The organism is Pseudomonas sp. W2I6, from assembly GCF_030815935.1.
In the GTDB taxonomy this organism is placed as follows: domain Bacteria; phylum Pseudomonadota; class Gammaproteobacteria; order Pseudomonadales; family Pseudomonadaceae; genus Aquipseudomonas.
Genome location: NZ_JAUSXJ010000001.1, coordinates 2,596,230 through 2,614,041, shown reverse-complemented (window position 1 = coordinate 2,614,041; position 17,812 = coordinate 2,596,230). Strand labels below are relative to the sequence as shown.

General features: G+C 56.9%; 14 protein-coding genes and 2 pseudogenes. 11 read left to right on the top strand and 5 right to left on the bottom strand.

Annotated features, from left to right (window positions below; genetic code table 11):
• The first annotated feature begins 166 nt into the window (after window positions 1-166).
• The 10 genes from QF039_RS12250 to QF039_RS12205 all read left to right on the top strand — a co-directional run bounded on the left by QF039_RS12250 (window position 167) and on the right by QF039_RS12205 (window position 12,645).
• Window positions 167-1,678 (top strand): aldehyde dehydrogenase family protein, encoded by a 1,512-nt coding sequence (locus QF039_RS12250; protein ID WP_307518381.1) that lies wholly within the window; start codon window positions 167-169, stop codon window positions 1,676-1,678.
• 37 nt (window positions 1,679-1,715) lie between these two features.
• Entirely contained in the window at window positions 1,716-3,368 is a 1,653-nt protein-coding gene (locus QF039_RS12245; RefSeq protein ID WP_307518379.1) for a GMC family oxidoreductase, read from the top strand.
• A gap of 194 nt (window positions 3,369-3,562) precedes the next feature.
• Window positions 3,563-4,669, top strand: a complete 1,107-nt coding sequence (locus QF039_RS12240; RefSeq protein WP_307518377.1) for a sugar ABC transporter substrate-binding protein — start codon at window positions 3,563-3,565, stop codon at window positions 4,667-4,669.
• A gap of 60 nt (window positions 4,670-4,729) precedes the next feature.
• Entirely contained in the window at window positions 4,730-5,713 is a 984-nt protein-coding gene (locus tag QF039_RS12235; protein ID WP_307518375.1) for an ABC transporter permease, read from the top strand.
• Between the two features lie 9 nt (window positions 5,714-5,722).
• Window positions 5,723-7,225: a sugar ABC transporter ATP-binding protein gene (locus QF039_RS12230; RefSeq protein ID WP_307518373.1), complete on the top strand. Its 1,503-nt coding sequence runs from the start codon at window positions 5,723-5,725 to the stop codon at window positions 7,223-7,225.
• A gap of 12 nt (window positions 7,226-7,237) precedes the next feature.
• A complete protein-coding gene (locus QF039_RS12225; RefSeq protein ID WP_307518371.1) occupies window positions 7,238-8,185 on the top strand; it encodes an ABC transporter permease in 948 nt (315 codons plus the stop codon).
• A gap of 103 nt (window positions 8,186-8,288) precedes the next feature.
• The gene (locus QF039_RS12220; protein WP_307518369.1) at window positions 8,289-9,374 is read left to right on the top strand and encodes an alcohol dehydrogenase catalytic domain-containing protein; all 1,086 of its coding nucleotides are present in this window, start codon (window positions 8,289-8,291) and stop codon (window positions 9,372-9,374) included.
• A gap of 98 nt (window positions 9,375-9,472) precedes the next feature.
• Entirely contained in the window at window positions 9,473-10,222 is a 750-nt protein-coding gene (locus tag QF039_RS12215) for an electron transfer flavoprotein subunit beta/FixA family protein (RefSeq protein WP_307518367.1), read from the top strand.
• Window positions 10,223-10,224: 2 nt separating this feature from the next.
• Window positions 10,225-11,154 carry an electron transfer flavoprotein subunit alpha/FixB family protein gene (locus QF039_RS12210; protein ID WP_307518365.1) on the top strand — a complete coding sequence of 310 codons (930 nt, stop codon included), beginning with the start codon at window positions 10,225-10,227 and terminating at the stop codon, window positions 11,152-11,154.
• 132 nt (window positions 11,155-11,286) lie between these two features.
• Complete coding sequence (locus QF039_RS12205) at window positions 11,287-12,645, top strand: carbohydrate porin (protein ID WP_307518363.1); 1,359 nt, start codon at window positions 11,287-11,289, stop codon at window positions 12,643-12,645.
• A gap of 70 nt (window positions 12,646-12,715) precedes the next feature.
• On the opposite strand, the gene QF039_RS12200 is transcribed toward QF039_RS12205, so the two are convergent.
• Both QF039_RS12200 and QF039_RS12195 read right to left on the bottom strand, forming a co-directional pair.
• The gene (locus QF039_RS12200) at window positions 12,716-13,732 is read right to left on the bottom strand and encodes an aldo/keto reductase (RefSeq protein WP_307518362.1); all 1,017 of its coding nucleotides are present in this window, start codon (window positions 13,730-13,732) and stop codon (window positions 12,716-12,718) included.
• Between the two features lie 48 nt (window positions 13,733-13,780).
• Window positions 13,781-14,170: a heme-binding protein gene (locus QF039_RS12195; protein WP_307518360.1), complete on the bottom strand. Its 390-nt coding sequence runs from the start codon at window positions 14,168-14,170 to the stop codon at window positions 13,781-13,783.
• Between the two features lie 129 nt (window positions 14,171-14,299).
• Here QF039_RS12195 and QF039_RS12190 point away from each other — a divergent pair.
• Window positions 14,300-14,758: pseudogene (locus QF039_RS12190) on the top strand (aminotransferase class I/II-fold pyridoxal phosphate-dependent enzyme); the annotation flags it as partial.
• Between the two features lie 121 nt (window positions 14,759-14,879).
• Here the strand turns inward: QF039_RS12190 and QF039_RS12185 are convergent.
• The 3 genes and pseudogenes from QF039_RS12185 to QF039_RS12175 all read right to left on the bottom strand — a co-directional run.
• Window positions 14,880-15,368, bottom strand: a pseudogene (locus tag QF039_RS12185) (thiamine pyrophosphate-dependent enzyme); the annotation flags it as partial.
• A gap of 50 nt (window positions 15,369-15,418) precedes the next feature.
• Entirely contained in the window at window positions 15,419-16,360 is a 942-nt protein-coding gene (locus QF039_RS12180; protein WP_307518358.1) for a cupin, read from the bottom strand.
• 120 nt (window positions 16,361-16,480) lie between these two features.
• A complete protein-coding gene (locus tag QF039_RS12175; protein ID WP_307518356.1) occupies window positions 16,481-17,797 on the bottom strand; it encodes an MFS transporter in 1,317 nt (438 codons plus the stop codon).
• Between the last annotated feature and the right edge of the window lie 15 nt (window positions 17,798-17,812).

The following is a 17,812-nucleotide window of genomic DNA, read 5'->3' as shown; positions in this document are numbered from 1 at the left end:
GTAAGGTCGATGAGCTTAGCCGTGGGGCTTGCGGCTGACAAATAAAGCTTAGCCTGAGGCTTGCATGTAAACAACTGGTTAGTTATATATCTTTGGCTGGCAAGTGATTCTCTCTGGGTTTTGAGTATCGGCTGCCTGAATCAAACGCTGTACAGAGGACGTTTTTGTGAATAACAACAATGGCATCACCCGGATCAATCAACTGCCAACGCAGCCGCGACACTTCGATATGTTCATCGACGGGCAATGGACCCAGGGTTCCGCGCTCAAGCAAGTCACGCGACTCAGTCCTGCGCACAATGTGCCGGTCAGCGTCTATCCATCGGGTGGCGTGGTGGATGTCAATCAGGCGGTGGCGGCGGCTCGACGGGCCTTCGATCACGGACCGTGGGCCAAGTCCGCGGCGGACTTTCGTGCCGCAGTGCTGCTGCAAACGGCCGCATTGATTCGTCAGAACAGCGAAGAGCTGGCGCTGTGTGAAACCCTCGAAACCGGAAAACCGATCAATCAGTCCCGTGGTGAAGTGCTCGCTGCCGCGGGTATCTGGGAATATGCCGCAGGGCAAGCCAGGGCGCTGCACGGCGACTCATTCAACAACCTGGGCGACAACATGCTTGGGTTGGTGACGCGCGAGCCCGTCGGTGTGGTGGGTTTGATTACACCGTGGAACTTTCCCTTCTTCATCCTCGCAGAACGGTTGCCCTTTATTCTTGCCTCGGGTTGCACCGTGGTTGTAAAACCTAGCGAGCTGACGTCCGGCACCACGTTGATGCTGGCCGGGCTATTGAAGCAGGCAGGCTTGCCCGATGGCGTGGTGAATGTGCTGACCGGGCCGGGGTCGGTGGTAGGCCAGGCGATTTCCGGGCATGCGGACATCGATATGGTGTCGTTCACCGGCTCCACTGAAGTCGGTCGCCTGACCATGGCCGCCGCTGCGGGCAACATGAAGAAAATTGGCCTGGAGTTGGGCGGCAAAAATCCGCAGATCGTCTTCGCGGACGCCGATCTGGATGCGGCGGCCGATGCCATTGTCTTTGGCATTTGCTTCAACGCCGGGCAGTGCTGTGTCAGTGGCAGCCGTTTGGTAGTGCATCGTTCAGTCGAAGAACAATTGACCCGAAAAATACTGGCGCTGATTGAAAAAGTCCGTATCGGCGATCCGCTGGAGGAGTCGACGCAGGTCGGTTCGATTACCGAGCAACGTCATCTGGAAAGAATTCTCGGTTACATCGAGCAAGGCCGCAAAGAGGGTGCCGTACTGGTTCATGGCGGTAGCCGGATCGAATCCGCGCAAGGGCTTTATCTGCAACCGACAGTCTTCAGTCAGGTGACTGCGGAAATGGTCATCGCCCGTGAAGAGATCTTTGGTCCGGTGTTGACCATTACCGCGTTTGACGATTTCGATGAGGCCATGCGCCTGGCCAACGACACACCGTTCGGTCTGGCCGCGAGTATCTGGAGTCGCGATCTGGAAACCTCATTGCAAGCGACGCGGCAAATCAAGGCGGGTCGGGTGTGGGTCAATACCACCATTGCCGGTGGTCCGGAATTGCCTTCTGGCGGCTTCAAGCAATCGGGCATCGGACGGGAAACCGGCCGCTATGGGGTTGAGGAATATACTGAACTCAAGTCTGTCCACGTACAGCTGGGAGAGCGCCCCCGCTGGATTGAAGCCTGAACTGCATCAGTACAAAAATAAGACTGGAGACAACAAAATGTACGATTTCGTCATTATCGGCGGTGGTTCGGCCGGCTGCGTACTGGCCGCGCGGCTGAGCGAGCCGGCTGATGTTCGAGTACTGCTGCTAGAAGCCGGGCCTGCCGACACCAACCCTTACATTCATATGCCGGTCGGCTTTTTCAAGATGACGGGTGGCCCCCTGACCTGGGGCTATGACACGGTGGCACAGGGCGATATCCAGAATCGCTCGATTCTCTTTCCCCAGGGGCGGGTCCTGGGCGGAGGTGGCTCGATCAACGCGATGGTCTATACCCGAGGCAACGCCAAGGACTATGACGATTGGGAGCAGGAGGAGGGCTGTCGTGGCTGGTCTTACCGCGATGTGTTGCCTTACTTCCGCAAGGCTGAGGACAACGAACGGTTTTCCAACGAGTACCACGGCACCGACGGGCCCTTGGGCGTTTCCGATCTGATCACGGTCAACGAGGTGACGAAGGCGTTTATCCGTTCTGCCCAGGAGGCTGGTATTCCGCATAACGCCGACTTCAATGGTGCCAAACAAGAAGGATGCGGCGCCTATCAAGTGACACAACGTGGTGGACGCCGCTGCAGCGCGGCACAAGGCTATCTGAGCAAGATTCGCAATCGACCTAATCTGACCATCCAGACCGAATGCCTGGTCACGCGGATTCGCATCGAAAACGGTCAGGCCACGGGTGTGGAGTATGTTCAGGGCAGCGGTTCACGGGAGGCAAAGTTCGCCGCGGCCGAGCGCGAAGTAGTGGTCGCTGCAGGCGCTATCGGCTCACCGAAAATTCTGATGCTGTCAGGTGTCGGTCCGGCTCAGGAACTGGCCAGTCTGGGTATTGCCGTCCAGCAGGATTTACCGGGTGTTGGGCAGAACCTGCAAGACCATTTCGACATCGATATCGTGTATGAACTCAAGGGCTCGCAAAGCCTGGACAAGTACGCCAAACCGCACATGATGCTGATGGCCGGGCTGGAATATAAGCTGTTCAACAAAGGCCCCGTGACTTCGAACATCGCTGAGGCGGGCGCTTTCTGGTACGGCGACTCGCGCTCCACTACGCCTGATCTGCAGTTTCATTTTTTGCCGGGGGCCGGCGTTGAGGCCGGTATTCCACCCGTTCCTTCGGGTTCTGGCTGCACGCTCAACTCTTATTTCCTGCGCCCTCGCAGTCGCGGCAGTGTCCGGTTGCGCAGCGCGGATCCGCTGCAACCGCCATTGATCGATCCCAACTACGTCAGTGACCCCTATGACCTGCATGTGTCGGTTGAAGGTATCAAGCTGAGCCGTGAAATCATGTCCCAGCATTCCTTGAGCCGGTACCTCAAGTCCGAGCATTTTCCAGGCACTAGCGTGCGCACCCAGGCGGACTACGAAGACTATGCACGGCGCTGTGGCAGAACCGGTTATCACCCCGTCGGCACCTGCAAGATGGGTGTCGACGAGATGGCTGTGGTCGACCCGCAGTTGCGGGTGCGCGGTGTGCAGCGCCTGCGTGTGATCGACTCTTCAGTGATGCCACGACTGATCAGCGCCAACACCAATGCACCGTCGATCATGATTGCCGAGAAAGGTGCCGATCTGCTGCTGGGCCGCACGCTGACACCGTCCGAGGTGCAGACCAGGATCGGTCGTCAATCCCACGATCAAACCGTATAAGGCGCGGGTTCCCCTGCATCGATCGCTGTTTTTGATGCGCGGGAACTTACTCGCAATCGACCATCCGTAGATTTTTTGACCCTGTCCAATTCCTGAGGATTGCATCCTCGCTGCAATAGATTTATAAATAACTAGTTGGTTACTAAAAATACAATAAAGCGCTAATCACCCGGTGAAGCGCACCCGGAGGTCACATGAATAACAACAATGAAAATGATCCAGTCCGTCTCCTTGAATTGAGCCGTCGCAAGTTGCTGATTGGTGCCGCCAGCCTGGCCGGTGCCGGTGCAGTGGCGGGCTTGTTTCCCACAATGCTATGGGCACAGACAACGCTGACTTTTTCCAATTCCTTCCGTTCGCTGACCAATCCCTACCACGCCATTTTCAATCGGGGTGGTGAAGCCTATGCCGCCAGCCAGAAGCTGCCGTATTCCCCACTGGTGACCGAAGGCAACAGCCAGAAGGGCATTGCCGACATTCGCGCGTTGATCGCCAAGACTGACGGCAACCTGATTCTCAACGTCGAACCGAACGACTCCGCCGACGCCCGCGTGATCATCGAGCAATGCGTCAAGGCTGGCGTCTACGTCACGACCATCTGGAACAAACCGGATGACATGCATCCCTGGGACTACAGCCCGTATTGGGTTGCACACATGGCCGAGGATGGCCAGGCCGTGGGGGAGGCGGTGGCGACTGAACTGTTCGAAGCGATGGGTGGCAAAGGCGGCATCGTCGGCTTGGGCGGTATCTTCAGTAACGTTGCATCGATCGGGCGCCGCAGCGGTCTCGACGCTGCATTGAAAAAATACCCTGACATCAAACTTCTGGATTTCCAGGCGGCCGACTGGAGCGCAAACAAAGCGTTTCCGATCGTACAGTCTTGGCTGACGCGTTTTGGCAGCGAGATCAAGGGCATCTGGTGCGCCAATGACGACATGGGCATGGGCGCACTGGAAGCGTTGCGGGGCGAAGGGTTGGCAGGTGCGATTCCAGTGGTGGGTATCGATGCTATCGAACAGGCAGTCGACGCCATTCGTACCGGTGAATACGTCGCAACCTCCAACCTGGATCCGTACTGGCTCGGCAGCATGGGGTTGGCACTGGCGCATGCGGCCAAGACCGGCCAGTTGGATCCGGCTAAAGAGCCTCACGAGCATCGCGAATTCTATGTTCGTCCGCAACTGATCACGAAGAAGAACGTCGAAGCTTTTTACGCGGCGAACTTCAAGGCGACACCGGCGCTGGATGTCAGCGATTTCTGGGGTCGAATTGCCGGGCCTATTCGCTACAACTCGTAACCATTCAGTCGCGGTCTTTCTTGTTCCTGCTGCCCCCTCGACCCGATGGTGCAGTGGTGCATGAATGCTTATTCAATGCCTGTTTCCGGAGTTATCGTCATGGTCCGCCTGCGACGGTTTTCATCACTTATTGTCCTGCTGCTCATCGGCTTGTTTATCGGTTCGGTCAATCCCGTTTTTTTTGATCCGATGAACCTGGCTCGAATCGCCACCACATCGTCAATTCCACTGCTGATGGCATTGGGCGGGTTGTTCGTTATTCAGATGGGAAGTATCGATCTTTCCGTTGAAGGGGTGGTTGCGGTCTCGGCGGTCTGTCTCGCCTTGCTGATTGGCAACACCGTTAATGCCCATGCCATTGGTTTTTGGGCTCTGCCGCTGGCGATCCTGGTCGGTGCATTGACCGGTCTTATCAACGGTCTGTTACAAGTCAAACTGCGAATCCCTTCGTTCATGGCCACGCTGGGCGTCGGCTTTGTCGGTATCGGCCTGGCCACCGCGTTACTGGAAGGCAACACCGTGCGGGTACTCGATATGAATATCCGTGCGATTGCCCTGCAGCGCTTGATGGGGTTGCCGGTATCGGTCTGGATCGTGGTGCTGGCACTTGGCGTCGCTCACTTCATTTCCCGGCACACCGTATTGGGGCGTCACGCGCTGGCGATCGGCGGCGGGGAGGATCTGGCGCGGCTCAACGGTATCAATGTCAACCGTACACGAATCACCATTTTCGCCTTGGCCGGGGCCTTTTATGGGCTGGCGGCGATCCTCGCCGTAGCGCAGTTCGGGCAAGGGCATGCGTTGATTGCGCAGGGCCAACTGTTCACCGCGATCACGGCGATCGTCGTCGGCGGCGCCTCATTGGCCGGTGGTAATGGCAGTCCGTTGGGCACATTGCTGGGGGTACTGATCGTGGTGGTAGTTAGCAACGGCATGGTGCTGATGGGTGTCGCACCTTACGTCCAGCAAGGTGTGCAGGGCGTGCTGATCATTGCCGCTGTAGCCATCGCTCTCGATCGTGCGAAAGCACGAGTCGTCAAGTGAGGAGGTTCCATGCTCACGCTCAATAATGTCAGTAAACGGTTCAATGGCGTCACGGTGCTGAAGAACATTTCGCTCGAAGTGCGCAAGCACGAAGTCGTCGGGCTGATCGGCGAAAACGGTGCGGGCAAATCGACGCTGATGAAGATCCTCACCGGTGTCTACCAACCCGATGATGGCCATTTGGAGCTCGACGGTTCGCCAATCCTGCTCGATGGTCCGCGTGGAGCAACCGCCAAAGGCATCGCCATGGTGTACCAGGAGCAATCGATCCTGCTCAACCTGTCGGTCGCTGAAAACCTGTTCATGGGGCGCGAGGATGAGTTCTCGCGCTTCGGTTGCCTGAACTGGAAAAAACTGCACAAGGCAGCTCGCCTGCAACTGGCCAAAGTCAATCTGGATATCGACCCGGGTGTGTTGTGCAGTGAGTTGAGTTTCGGTCAGCGCCAGATGATTGAACTGGCCAAAGCCCTGGCGCTGGAAGAGCGTACAGACGGTCATTTGGTCATTCTGTTGGATGAGCCGACCTCGGCACTCGAACAAAAGGAAATCGATACCTTGTTCCGCCTGGTAAGGCAACTCAAGACCCGTGCTTCGTTCATCTTTGTCTCCCATCGGCTGGACGAATTGCTCGACCTCAGCGACCGGGTCTATGTCATGAAAGATGGTGAAGTGGTGGCGCAAATGGACGCTGCCGAGGCGTCAAAAGACCGTTTGCACACTTTGATGGTCGGCCGTTCGCTGCATGCTGAGTTTTATCGTGAGTCACTCCAGCAGCCGTGCTTGGCCGAGGTGGTGATGTCGGCCCGCGAGTTGGCGCTCGATGGCAGTTTCTACAGCCTGGATTTCGATTTGCATCGTGGAGAAGTACTGGGTATTGCCGGGGTCATTGGCTCGGGCCGTGAGGAGTTGTGTCGGGTGTTGGCCGGTTTGATACCTAAAAGCCACGGTGAAATCCAGGTGCACGGCCGGCGCTTGGGCACTGGAGGTCCGGGGGCGGCAATTCGTGCCGGGATTGGCTACATCCCTCGTGAACGCAAGGTTGAAGGCATCGTTTCGATGCTTAGCGTGGCGCAGAACATGACCCTGGCGCGCATCGGTCAAGTGACCTCGCTCGGACTGCTTGATGAGCGCAAAGAGCGATCGATAGCCGAAGACTGGATCAAGCGCCTGAGCATTAAAACCCCAGGGCCGGATGCATTGCTGCTCAACCTCAGTGGCGGCAACCAGCAAAAAGTGGTGTTGGCCAAGTGGCGTAATGCGGGTTCGACGATTCTGATTCTCGATCACCCGACTCGCGGGTTGGATGTGGGCGCCAAGGAAGACGTTTATCAGTTGATCCGCGAGATCACCCGCCAGGGTGTCTCGGTGATTCTGACCGCCGATACCCTGGAGGAAATGATTGGGCTCAGTCACCGGATTCTGGTCATGCGAGATGGTGAAGTTGCTCAGTCCTTCGACTGCCTGCCCGGCGCCAAGCCGCAGCAAGTAGACCTGATCAAGTACATGGTTTGAGAGAGCGCAAATATGCCCATTTCCCTAAGCGGATTTCGCAGTCAGGCGCCTTTGCTGGCCTTGATTGTCCTGGTTGCACTGATCGGTGGATATGACCCCGGATTCATTCATCCCGGTGCAATTCTTGGCCTGCTCGCCGACACCTCGACACTGTTTGTGATGGCGACCGGCATTACTTTTGTATTGCTGATCGGCGGAATCGACCTGTCTTCCCAGGCCGTGGCATCGATGGCCAGCGTGATTGTCGCGCTGTTGTTGCCGGCATACGGATTCTGGGCTTTTCCGATTGGCCTAGGCCTGGGTATCGCGACCGGAGCACTCAGTGGGTTGTTGCATACGTGGCTGCGGCTTCCCTCGTTCATCGTCACCCTGGCGGTCGGCGGCGTCGTTACCAGCGTCACCATGCTCGCGTCGAACAACCGGTCGATCAATATCGATGCCGCAGAGCGCGATGCCTGGCTTGGCTGGGTCACTGGCCATACTGGCGGAATTCCCAATGAAGTCTGCGTGGCCTTTGTTGTGTTCATGTTGTGCATTTTCCTGCACCGCAAGACGCCTTTCGGTCGATTTGGCAATGCCATTGGGGCGGGTGAGCCAACTGCCTGGGCCTCAGGTATCAACGTCAATCGCATCAAGATCATGACTTTCGCCATCTCGGCCGGTTTGGCAGCCTTGTCCGGAATCATCATGGCCGGACGGCTGTCCAGCGGTTCGCCCACTTTGGCCAATGAATTCCTGTTACCAGCAATCGCGGCGGTACTGGTGGGGGGCACGGCATTGACCGGTGGTGTGGGGGGAGTCTGGCGAACGCTGATCGGCGCACTGCTGGTTTCCGTCGTGCGGATTGGCATGACGTTCGTGGGTGTCAGCGTGTTTGCCCAACAGATCGTTTTCGGCGTGATCCTTATCATCGCAGTGGCGTTCACCATCGATCGTTCGAAGCTTCCGGTCGTCAAGTAAGACATCCCGTTGGGCGTATCGCCCTGCATCAGGAAAACCAGCTTCCACTGCGGCTCGTGAGGGCCGTGGCGGATCTCGACATGACTTGAAAGGTTGAATCACCATGGACAAAAACACTGGACACGACATGCAAGCCATTGTTTGCCACGGCCCGAATGACTACCGTTTGGAGCGTATCGGCAAACCGAAAGCCAAACCCTACGAACTTGTGATCCGCATCGCCGCCTGCGGTATCTGTGCCAGTGACTGCAAGTGTCATTCGGGCGCGGCATTGTTCTGGGGTGGCGACAACCCGTGGGTCAAGGCACCGGTGGTTCCAGGTCACGAGTTCTTCGGTTATGTGGTCGAAACCGGCGAGGGCGCCGAGGAACATTTCGATGTGGTGGTGGGTGACAAGGTCATCGCCGAACAAATCGTGCCGTGCAACAAGTGCCGCTTCTGCAAGTCTGGCAAATACTGGATGTGTGAAGTGCACAACATCTTCGGCTTTCAGCGCGAAGTGGCCGAAGGCGGCATGGCTCAGTACATGCGCATGCCGAAGACCGCCATCGTGCACAAGATCCCCGACTCGGTATCCCTGGAAGACTCCGCGCTGATCGAACCGATGTCCTGCGCCATCCACGCGGTCAACCGCGGCGAGATCCAGCTCGACGACGTGCTGGTGATCGCCGGAGCCGGTACCTTGGGTCTGTGCATGGTGCAAGTGGCCAGGCTCAAGACCCCGAAAAAGCTGGTAGTGATCGACATGGTCGACGAGCGCCTGGAACTGGCCAGGCAATTAGGAGCCGACGTGGTGATCAACCCGTCGCGTGAAGACGCGAAGGCCATCATCCATGGCCTCACCGACAACTATGGCTGTGACGTTTACATTGAAACCACGGGTGTACCGGTCGGTGTGACCCAGGGGCTGGACCTGATCCGCAAGCTCGGGCGTTTTGTCGAGTTCAGCGTGTTCGGTACCGAAATTACCGCGGACTGGTCGATCATCGGCGACCGCAAGGAACTGGATGTGCGGGGCGCGCACCTTGGGCCGTATTGCTACCCGGTGGCCATCGACCTGTTTGCGCGTGGCCTGTTGACGTCAAAGGGCATCGTCACCCATGACTTTGCGCTGGAAAACTGGGAAGAAGCTTTTGCCTTGGCCGACTCGGTGAAGTCGATCAAGGTCCTGTTGAAGCCGGGCCAGTGAAGCGAGGGCAACGCGACCCGGTACGGCTGGGCGTCGCTGATTATCTGCGACTGTATCCGGCCTTGAAACTGATCATTTAAAAAACGGTGGAAACAACAATGAAACTCCTCGTGTCAATCAAAAGGGTGGTCGACTACAACGTCAAGGTTCGCGTCAAGGCGGACAATTCCGGCGTCGATCTTGCCAACGTCAAGATGTCGATGAACCCGTTCTGCGAGATCGCCGTGGAAGAAGCCGTACGCCTGAAAGAGAAAGGTGTTGCGACTGAAATCGTCGTCGTCTCCATCGGCCCGTCCACCGCTCAAGAGCAACTGCGCACCGCGCTGGCTCTGGGTGCCGACCGCGCCATTCTCGTCGAATCCGCTGAAGACCTGACTTCGCTGGCCGTTGCCAAGCTGCTCAAGGCTGTTGTCGACAAGGAACAGCCTCAGCTGGTGATCCTTGGCAAACAAGCGATCGACAGCGACAACAACCAGACTGGCCAGATGCTTGCTGCATTGAGCGGCTACGGTCAGGGCACGTTCGCTTCGAAAGTCGAAATCAGCGGCGACAGCGTTGCTGTAACCCGCGAAGTCGACGGCGGCGCGCAGACAGTTTCCCTGAAGCTGCCGGCCATCGTCACCACCGACCTGCGTTTGAACGAGCCGCGCTACGCGTCCCTGCCAAACATCATGAAAGCCAAGAAGAAGCCTCTCGAAGTGCTGACTCCGGATGCTTTGGGCGTTTCCACCGCCTCCACCAACAAGACCGTGAAAGTCGAAGCGCCGGCTGCACGCAGCGCGGGTATCAAGGTCAAGTCGGTGGCTGAACTGGTCGAGAAACTGAAAAACGAAGCGAAGGTAATCTAATCATGACTATCTTGGTAATCGCTGAACACGACAGCAAGGTAGTGGCTCCGGCCACGCTGAATACCGTGGCGGCTGCCGCCAAAATCGGCGGCGACATCCACGTGCTGGTTGCAGGCCAGGGCGCTGGCGCCGTGGCTGAAGCCGCTGCGAAAATCGCTGGCGTGGCGAAAGTGCTGGTGGCCGACAACGCCGCCTATGCTCATCAACTGCCGGAAAACGTCGCGCCGCTGGTGGCCGAGCTGGGCAAGGGCTACAGCCACATCCTGGCTGCTGCGACTTCCAACGGCAAAAACTTCCTGCCGCGCGTTGCCGCTCAGCTGGACGTTGATCAGATCTCCGAGATTATCTCGGTCGAAAGCGCTGACACCTTCAAGCGTCCGATCTACGCCGGTAACGCCATCGCAACCGTTCAATCGAACGCGGCGGTCAAAGTCATCACCGTGCGCGCCACCGGTTTCGACCCGGTGGCGGCTGAAGGTGGTTCGGCGGCTGTTGCAGCCGTTGCGGCTGCTCACGATGCGGGTATTTCCAGCTTCGTCGGCGAAGAACTGGCCAAGTCCGATCGTCCGGAACTGACCGCTGCCAAGATCGTCGTTTCCGGCGGCCGCGGCATGCAGAACGGCGACAACTTCAAACACCTGTACGCCTTGGCTGACAAGCTGGGCGCTGCCGTCGGTGCTTCCCGCGCCGCGGTCGACGCAGGTTTTGTACCCAACGATATGCAGGTCGGTCAGACCGGCAAGATCGTTGCTCCACAGCTGTACATCGCCGTCGGTATCTCCGGCGCGATTCAGCACCTGGCTGGCATGAAAGACTCCAAAGTGATCGTTGCGATCAACAAGGACGAAGAAGCGCCGATCTTCCAGGTGGCCGATTACGGCCTGGTGGCGGATTTGTTTGAGGCATTACCGGAACTTCAATCTTCGTTGTAAGCGATGAAGGAAAGTTAGTTAAACAATGTTGTAAACGCTGTCAGTAAATCGACGCGGTATGTTTCAAACATGCCGCGATCGAAGGCTTGTGCGCTCAAGACTCATATTAATAACAACAGAGGTCGCCACAAAATGTATAACGCTCATTTGCGCGGGAGGCTTTCCTGCGCCCTGATTACGGGTTTTATCACTACCGGCTCAGCATTCTCGATATCCAGCCAGGCCATGGCGGCCGGGCCTTTCGACCCTGATGCCGTGGGCATGACCGGAGATTGGGGAGGGACTCGCAGCGAACTTCTCGAGAAGGGTTATGACTACACCCTCGATTATGTCGGGGAGCTGGGTTACAACGCCCGCGGCGGTTATGACCAGGATCGAACGGCCCGCTGGAGCGGACAGTTCACCTTGGGGGCGAAACTGGACCTGGAAAAGATTTTCGGTTGGCACGATGCAACTTTCAAGTTGGCTATCACTGAACGCGAAGGTCGCAACATTACCAATGACCGCATTAGCGACCCGCGTGCGCCGATGTATTCGTCGTCCCAGGAAGTCTGGGGAAGAGGGCAGACATGGCGGCTGACGCAGATGTGGATCAGCCAGTCGTACCTCGACCAAAAACTCAACGTCAAATTCGGGCGCTTCGGTGAAGGCGAGGATTTCAATAGCTTCCCCTGCGACTTCCAGAACCTGGCGTTGTGCGGCTCACAAATGGGCAACTGGGCGGGTAGCGGAATCTGGTACAACTGGCCGATAACGCAGTGGGCCGGGCGAGTCAAGTATGAGCTGGCACCGCAAGTGTTCGTGCAAGTGGGCGCTTACGAGCACAACCCGTCGCTGCTGGAGGACAACAACGGCTTCAAACTGAACATGAGTGGCGATGAAGGTTTGATCTTGCCGATCGAGTTGCTCTGGACTCCGACTGTGAACGCATTGCCTGGCGAGTATCGGGTCGGCGGCTATTACAGCACGGCCGATGCTACCGACGTTAAAAGTCGTGAAGTGCCCGGTGATGTTTCCAGCAACCTGGTTTCACGCGACAGCAAATACGGTTACTGGCTGGTCGCGCAGCAGCAGGTCACCTCTCACAACGGGGACCCCAGCCGTGGTTTGTCGCTGTTCGCCAACGTCACGGTGCAGGATCGGGAAACCAGTCAGGTCGGGCACTTTATCCAGGCAGGGTTGACCTATAAAGGTCTGTTCGATGCCCGTCCCCAGGACGACCTGGGATTGGGTGTGGCGCGGATCAGCACCAACTCGCGTTATCGCAACAATCAAAAAGCGATCAATCAGGCCAACAACCAGACGGACTATGACAACCCCGCCTATCAACCGGTGCAAGGCAACGAATATGACGCCGAGTTGTTCTATGGCGTCCATGCGACGAAGTGGTTGATCGTCCGTCCCAATGTGCAGTATGTACGCAATCCGGGAGGCGTCAGCGAGGTGGACGATGCCTGGGTAGTGGGGGTGAAAGTCCAGAGCAGTTTCTAACGTTCTAGCCTGATTTATCCGCCCGCTACATGAAAGCCACGACAGTACGTCGTGGCTTTTTTCATGGGTATCAGAGCGGGGTCGGAGCGTCTTCTCTCAGCAACCCTTTATGCTTGAGCGCTTGCCAGAACTCGATGGGAATGGGATGGCTGAACCACTCAAGGTTCTTATCCAGTTGTTCCGGCGTTCGGGTACCTGCGACAAATGAAGGAATAGCCGGGTGAGCCACCACAAATTGCATGGCTGCGGCCGGTAGCGGCACGCGGAACTCTTTGCATACCCCTTCAATTGCACGAACCCGCTCCAGGATATGGGCCGGAGCAGGGGCATAGTTGTATCGAGCGCCTTCGATGGCGCCAGTGGCCAATATCCCTGAATTGAACCCGCCTCCGATCAGAACGGCGGCACCCCGTTCCTCGCACAGCGGCAAGAACTCATCGAGTGAGTCCTGCTCCAGCAGCGTGTAGCGACCCGCCAGAAGAAAGCAGTCGAAATCCCGTTGTTTCAGGGCTTCATGGCAGACTTGCCATTCGTTGACCCCCACACCAATGGCTTTTACCACCCCTTCGTCGCGCAGCTGTGAAAGGGCGCGCCAGGCGCCGTCCATCGCTTGCTTGAATACCTCGGGTTGTTCCGATCCACGCGTAAAGACGTCGATGTCGTGGATGAAGCAAATGTCGATTCGCTCCAGCGCCAATCGTTGGAGAGAGTCTTCGAACGAGCGCATGGTGCCGTCATAGCTGTAGTCGAAGGTCATTTCGTTTGGGGCGGCGTTGCTCCAGGGACTGAAGTCGATTTGCGAACGCGGCTTGGCCTTGAGAATGCGTCCGACCTTGGAGGAGATCACGAACTCATCGCGATTCTTCCAGCGCAGCGAGTGGCCCGTACGCAGTTCGGCCAAACCGTGGCCATACATCGGGGCTGTGTCGAAGAGGCGGACGCCACCGTCCCAGGCGCGTTGGAACATGGCATCGGACGTGGCTTCGTCGGTGGGACGAAACAGGTTGCCGACGGGGGAGGTGCCAAAGGCAAAATTGCTGACATCCAAATTCACTCGGCCGAGTTTTCTTTTTGTAGACGGCTGCATGAGTCAATCCTCAAATTGGTAACTGTGTGAGTTTCAATGTGGCCAGGCTTATGGCCGTCCTGCTCGCAGTGCTATGTCCTGATCTACTTCGACCGTTGCGCCCGAGATGCCGAGCCCGCCTATGGCTTTGCCCTGAGGGTCTCGCAGAACAATGCCGCCACCGAAGCTGATCAGTCCGCCGTTGGTGCCTTCCAGGCTGTAGATGTCACCTCCCGGCTGAGCCCGTGCACCGATCTCGGCGCTGTCGGTATGGAACAGTGCTGCAGTTCGGGCTTTCTTGATCGCGACTTCAATGGCACCGGGGATGGCGTCATCCATGCGCAGGAAGGCTCGAAGCAGTCCGGCCTCGTCCACCACGCTGATGCAGATGGCGAAGCCTTGCTCGTTCGCTAGCGATACTGCGCGGTGCATAATTTCCTGAGACTGTTGTTCCAGCATGTATAGCTCCTTTATCGGTTTGGGCAGGAGTCCTGATCATCCGGGGGCTTTTGGCTGGCGTGAAGGTGGTCGGAGCGATTGGCGGGGAAAGTTTGATGATGTCGGATATTTAACCCGTCGACTGCCTCCACTGTCGCGCACAATCCGCCGGGCTCCGATATTTCACCGAGCAAAGCCTATCGGTTGGGTCCGTTAGCGGAAGAGCACAACTTTATCTTGGTGGACGACGATGCTTTGGCAGGTTTCAAACCTGCATCGGCAATCAAGGTGTCTGCACTGGATCAGTTGAAACGCTCACTATACGTGAGCAGCTTTCCAAATCTGTTTCTGCGGCATTGAGGGTCGGATTTATCGCAGGCAGTAAAGACGGCATAGACGAACTGGGTAATCTGAAAATACTGCTACACACCAGCACATCGGAGCATTGTGAGCGAACCGTTGATGTCATCCCATCGACTGCTTCCGAAAGGTTTCATGATCGCTCCGGGACACATTTTTTCACCGGAGCAATCGCTTATAAATCCTCGGACGAGATTGAATGTCGCGTACTTGAATGATCCGTTACTCAACGCAGTATTGAGCGACTGAGAAGTACGCCATTTTCCGTCAGGGATGCTGTGGCTTATTGGCATAGAGGTTCTACTCGTGCCATTGAGGTCAAGCACCGAACATTATCTCGATAACCCTATAGATCCTGTGGATGGAGCTGTCAAGGATGGAATGGACAAGTCTGTAGGATCTCCACGAACAAAGGTCTGTCAGGAGGAGCGTTTCTCAGCAGTTCTTGCAAATGCTCGTGATCAGATGCGCATGCTGCGGTGCAGCTAAATTCACGTGCAATAGCAAGGAAATCAGGAGTAAATATGTTTACGCCTATAGGCGTAATATCTCGCTGCTCCATATAACGCTTTATTTCTTCATAGCCCTATTTATTCCACAGAAGAACAATGATCCCTACCTGTGCTTCTACTGCACTTGCCCGTTCAGACAACGTAAATTGCAGGCCGCCATCCCCAATCAAGTATATGACGGGCCTGCTTGAATCTCCGAGCCGAGCGCCGATTGCGGCGGGTAAGCCATACCCAAGAGTGCCGAAGCCAGTTGTCGAGTTGAACCAGCTACGAGTATCGTCCAAATCTACTCAGTGGTTGCAACTGTAAACGGGCTGCGTCGAATCTCTTACGAAGCGAACCGTGGGTAAAGTTTCCAGTATGGAGTTGAAGAATTCACGAAAGTGATTCCAGTCGATCAGCTGAAACGAATGTCCAGTGAGCGAAGATGCGTCTGCAACCCGGCATCCTGAATGGGGATCAAAAATGCTTCTTGATCCGACTCGTTGAAATGAGCGTGCCAGTAGCCCGGAGGGGTTACAAATGCCAACCCAGGAGCCCAATCCACCCGAACAGGATTGCGTATCTGGCCATCAGCATCCAGTTCAGTTCCAACCAGTGAGTAGCAACCCGTTGGGCAGTCGATGATGAAATCCAGCGCAATGGACTGGTGCCGATGCGGCTTCTGGATCGAACCAGCAGGCAGAATCCCGTACATGGCCCACAGCACGTGGGTCACGGTTCTGGTTTGCGGAAAATTACGATTGCCTAACAAGATGCTGATACGGCTGCGATCTTGAGCGCGCGGGTCATCAGCCGCTTCACGCAGCTTCGAGGTGGCGGTCCGCGCAGGATACAAGGTTGGCGCAAACCGATCGGTACTGCCGGTGACACCCAGATAACGCAGCAATGGTTCGTCATGCACATAGTAGAGGCGAGCATCCTCAGTGGCACTGAAGCAGGCGTCCTGAAGGCCTGGCAGCGCAATGAAGCAGCCTTTTGACCATTCAATGACGTGTTCACCCTGAGTCACTTTGCCTGCGCCGGCAATCACATAAAAAACCTGTGAGGTCGCATTGGGCTGAAGCGTAAGGCTGTCACCCGCATTGAGACGGATGAAGTTTGCGCACAGACCCGGCCCCGTTGCGGGACCTTCGCAGCCCAGGGCGTCACTCAGGTCCAGCGGTACAACGCGCGAGGGGCCAGTGTCATAGAGTGTCGCCGGAAAGCTGTGGTATGGAACTCGACTAATGAGGTTGGCGCTGATCGGATTCGCCGCCTTGCTGTACTCGAAGTATTCGGCTTCCCGTTCATTTGCCCGCACTACGTCAACTGTATCGTGGTTGAGTTGGCTGTTCATGGTCATCTCTGGCTGGACATCCGCATGAGCAACAACGCCCGTGCGGGATGAGAAGTGAGCGCAGCTTCTGCTGGATTGAATCCCGGAAGCTGCGACGGGTTACTTACAGAGGTTGCAGACTCATCGGTTGACCATTTTGGCTGGCACGAACACCAGGATGATCATGGCCGACAGGAACACACAGCCAGCAACGATCACCAGGCCTGTGGTCATCGATTGCGTCAGGTCCTTCAAGAACCCGAGCATCGCCGGGCCGGCGAAGCTCGCCAGGTTGCCTGTCGAGTTGATCAGTGCAATGCCGGCTGCTGCTCCTGCACCACCGAGGAAGGACGTTGGCAAAGCCCAGAACATGGGCAGCGAGGTGATGATCCCGGCCGTTGCGATGATCAGGCCCGTAATGGCCAGCCAAGGGGTCAACGGGAAGAACGCGCAGATCAGAAAACCTGGCACGGCCACCAACAGTGGAATCACCGCATGCCAACGACGCTCGCGGTGACGGTCGGAGCTTTTGCCGGCCAGGTACATGCCCAGCAGGGCGGCCAGATAGGGCACGGCCGAAATGATTCCGATCATCCTGGGATCAGTGATACCCGAGTTGCTGATGATGCTGGGCTGCCAGAAGCCGATGGTGCTGGTACCCATAACCAGTAAAAACAGAATCCCGCACATCAACCACACTCTGCCGCCAAGCAAGCCCTGGCGGACCGAACTGTGTGTCTTGGTGCTGTTGTCGTTGCTGATTTCCTCGGCTACCAGTGTTCTTTCCTCGTCGCTCAGCCATTTGGCGTCGGCGACTTTATCGGTCAGAAAGAACATCACCACGAAACCCAGAATCAGTGCCGGCGCAGCTTCAATGATGAACAACCATTGCCACCCCGCCAGGCCGTGCACAGCGTTCATGGTATGCAGGATGTAGCCCGAAACCAGGCCGCTGAGGATGCCGGAGACTGGATTGCCCGCCATCAGGAACGCAACCATCTTGCCCCGACGATGAGCAGGAAACCAAAGGGTGAGATAGAGCACTATGCCCGGAAAAAAGCCTGCTTCGGCAATACCCAGGAAGAATCGCGCGATGTAGAACTGCATCGGCGTCTGCACCAGTGCGGTCGCTGCCGAGATCAGCGACCAGGTGATCATGATGCGAGCGATCCAGCGTCGTGCTCCGACCCGGTGCAGGATCATGTTGCTGGGCACTTCAGCGAAGAAATAGCCAATGAAGAAAACACCGGCGCCCAAGCCATACACCGCGTTGCTGAAGGACAGGTCATTGAGCATGGTCAGCTTGGCAAAGCCGACGTTGATCCGGTCCAGGTAACTGACGACGTAGCAAAGGAACAACAATGGCATGAATCGCCACATGACCTTCTTGAACGTTGAGTCGGCGAGGGCAGGGACCTGCACGCCGGTGTGTTGCTGCGCTGTATTGAGAGTAGTCATCGCTGACTCCTTGTT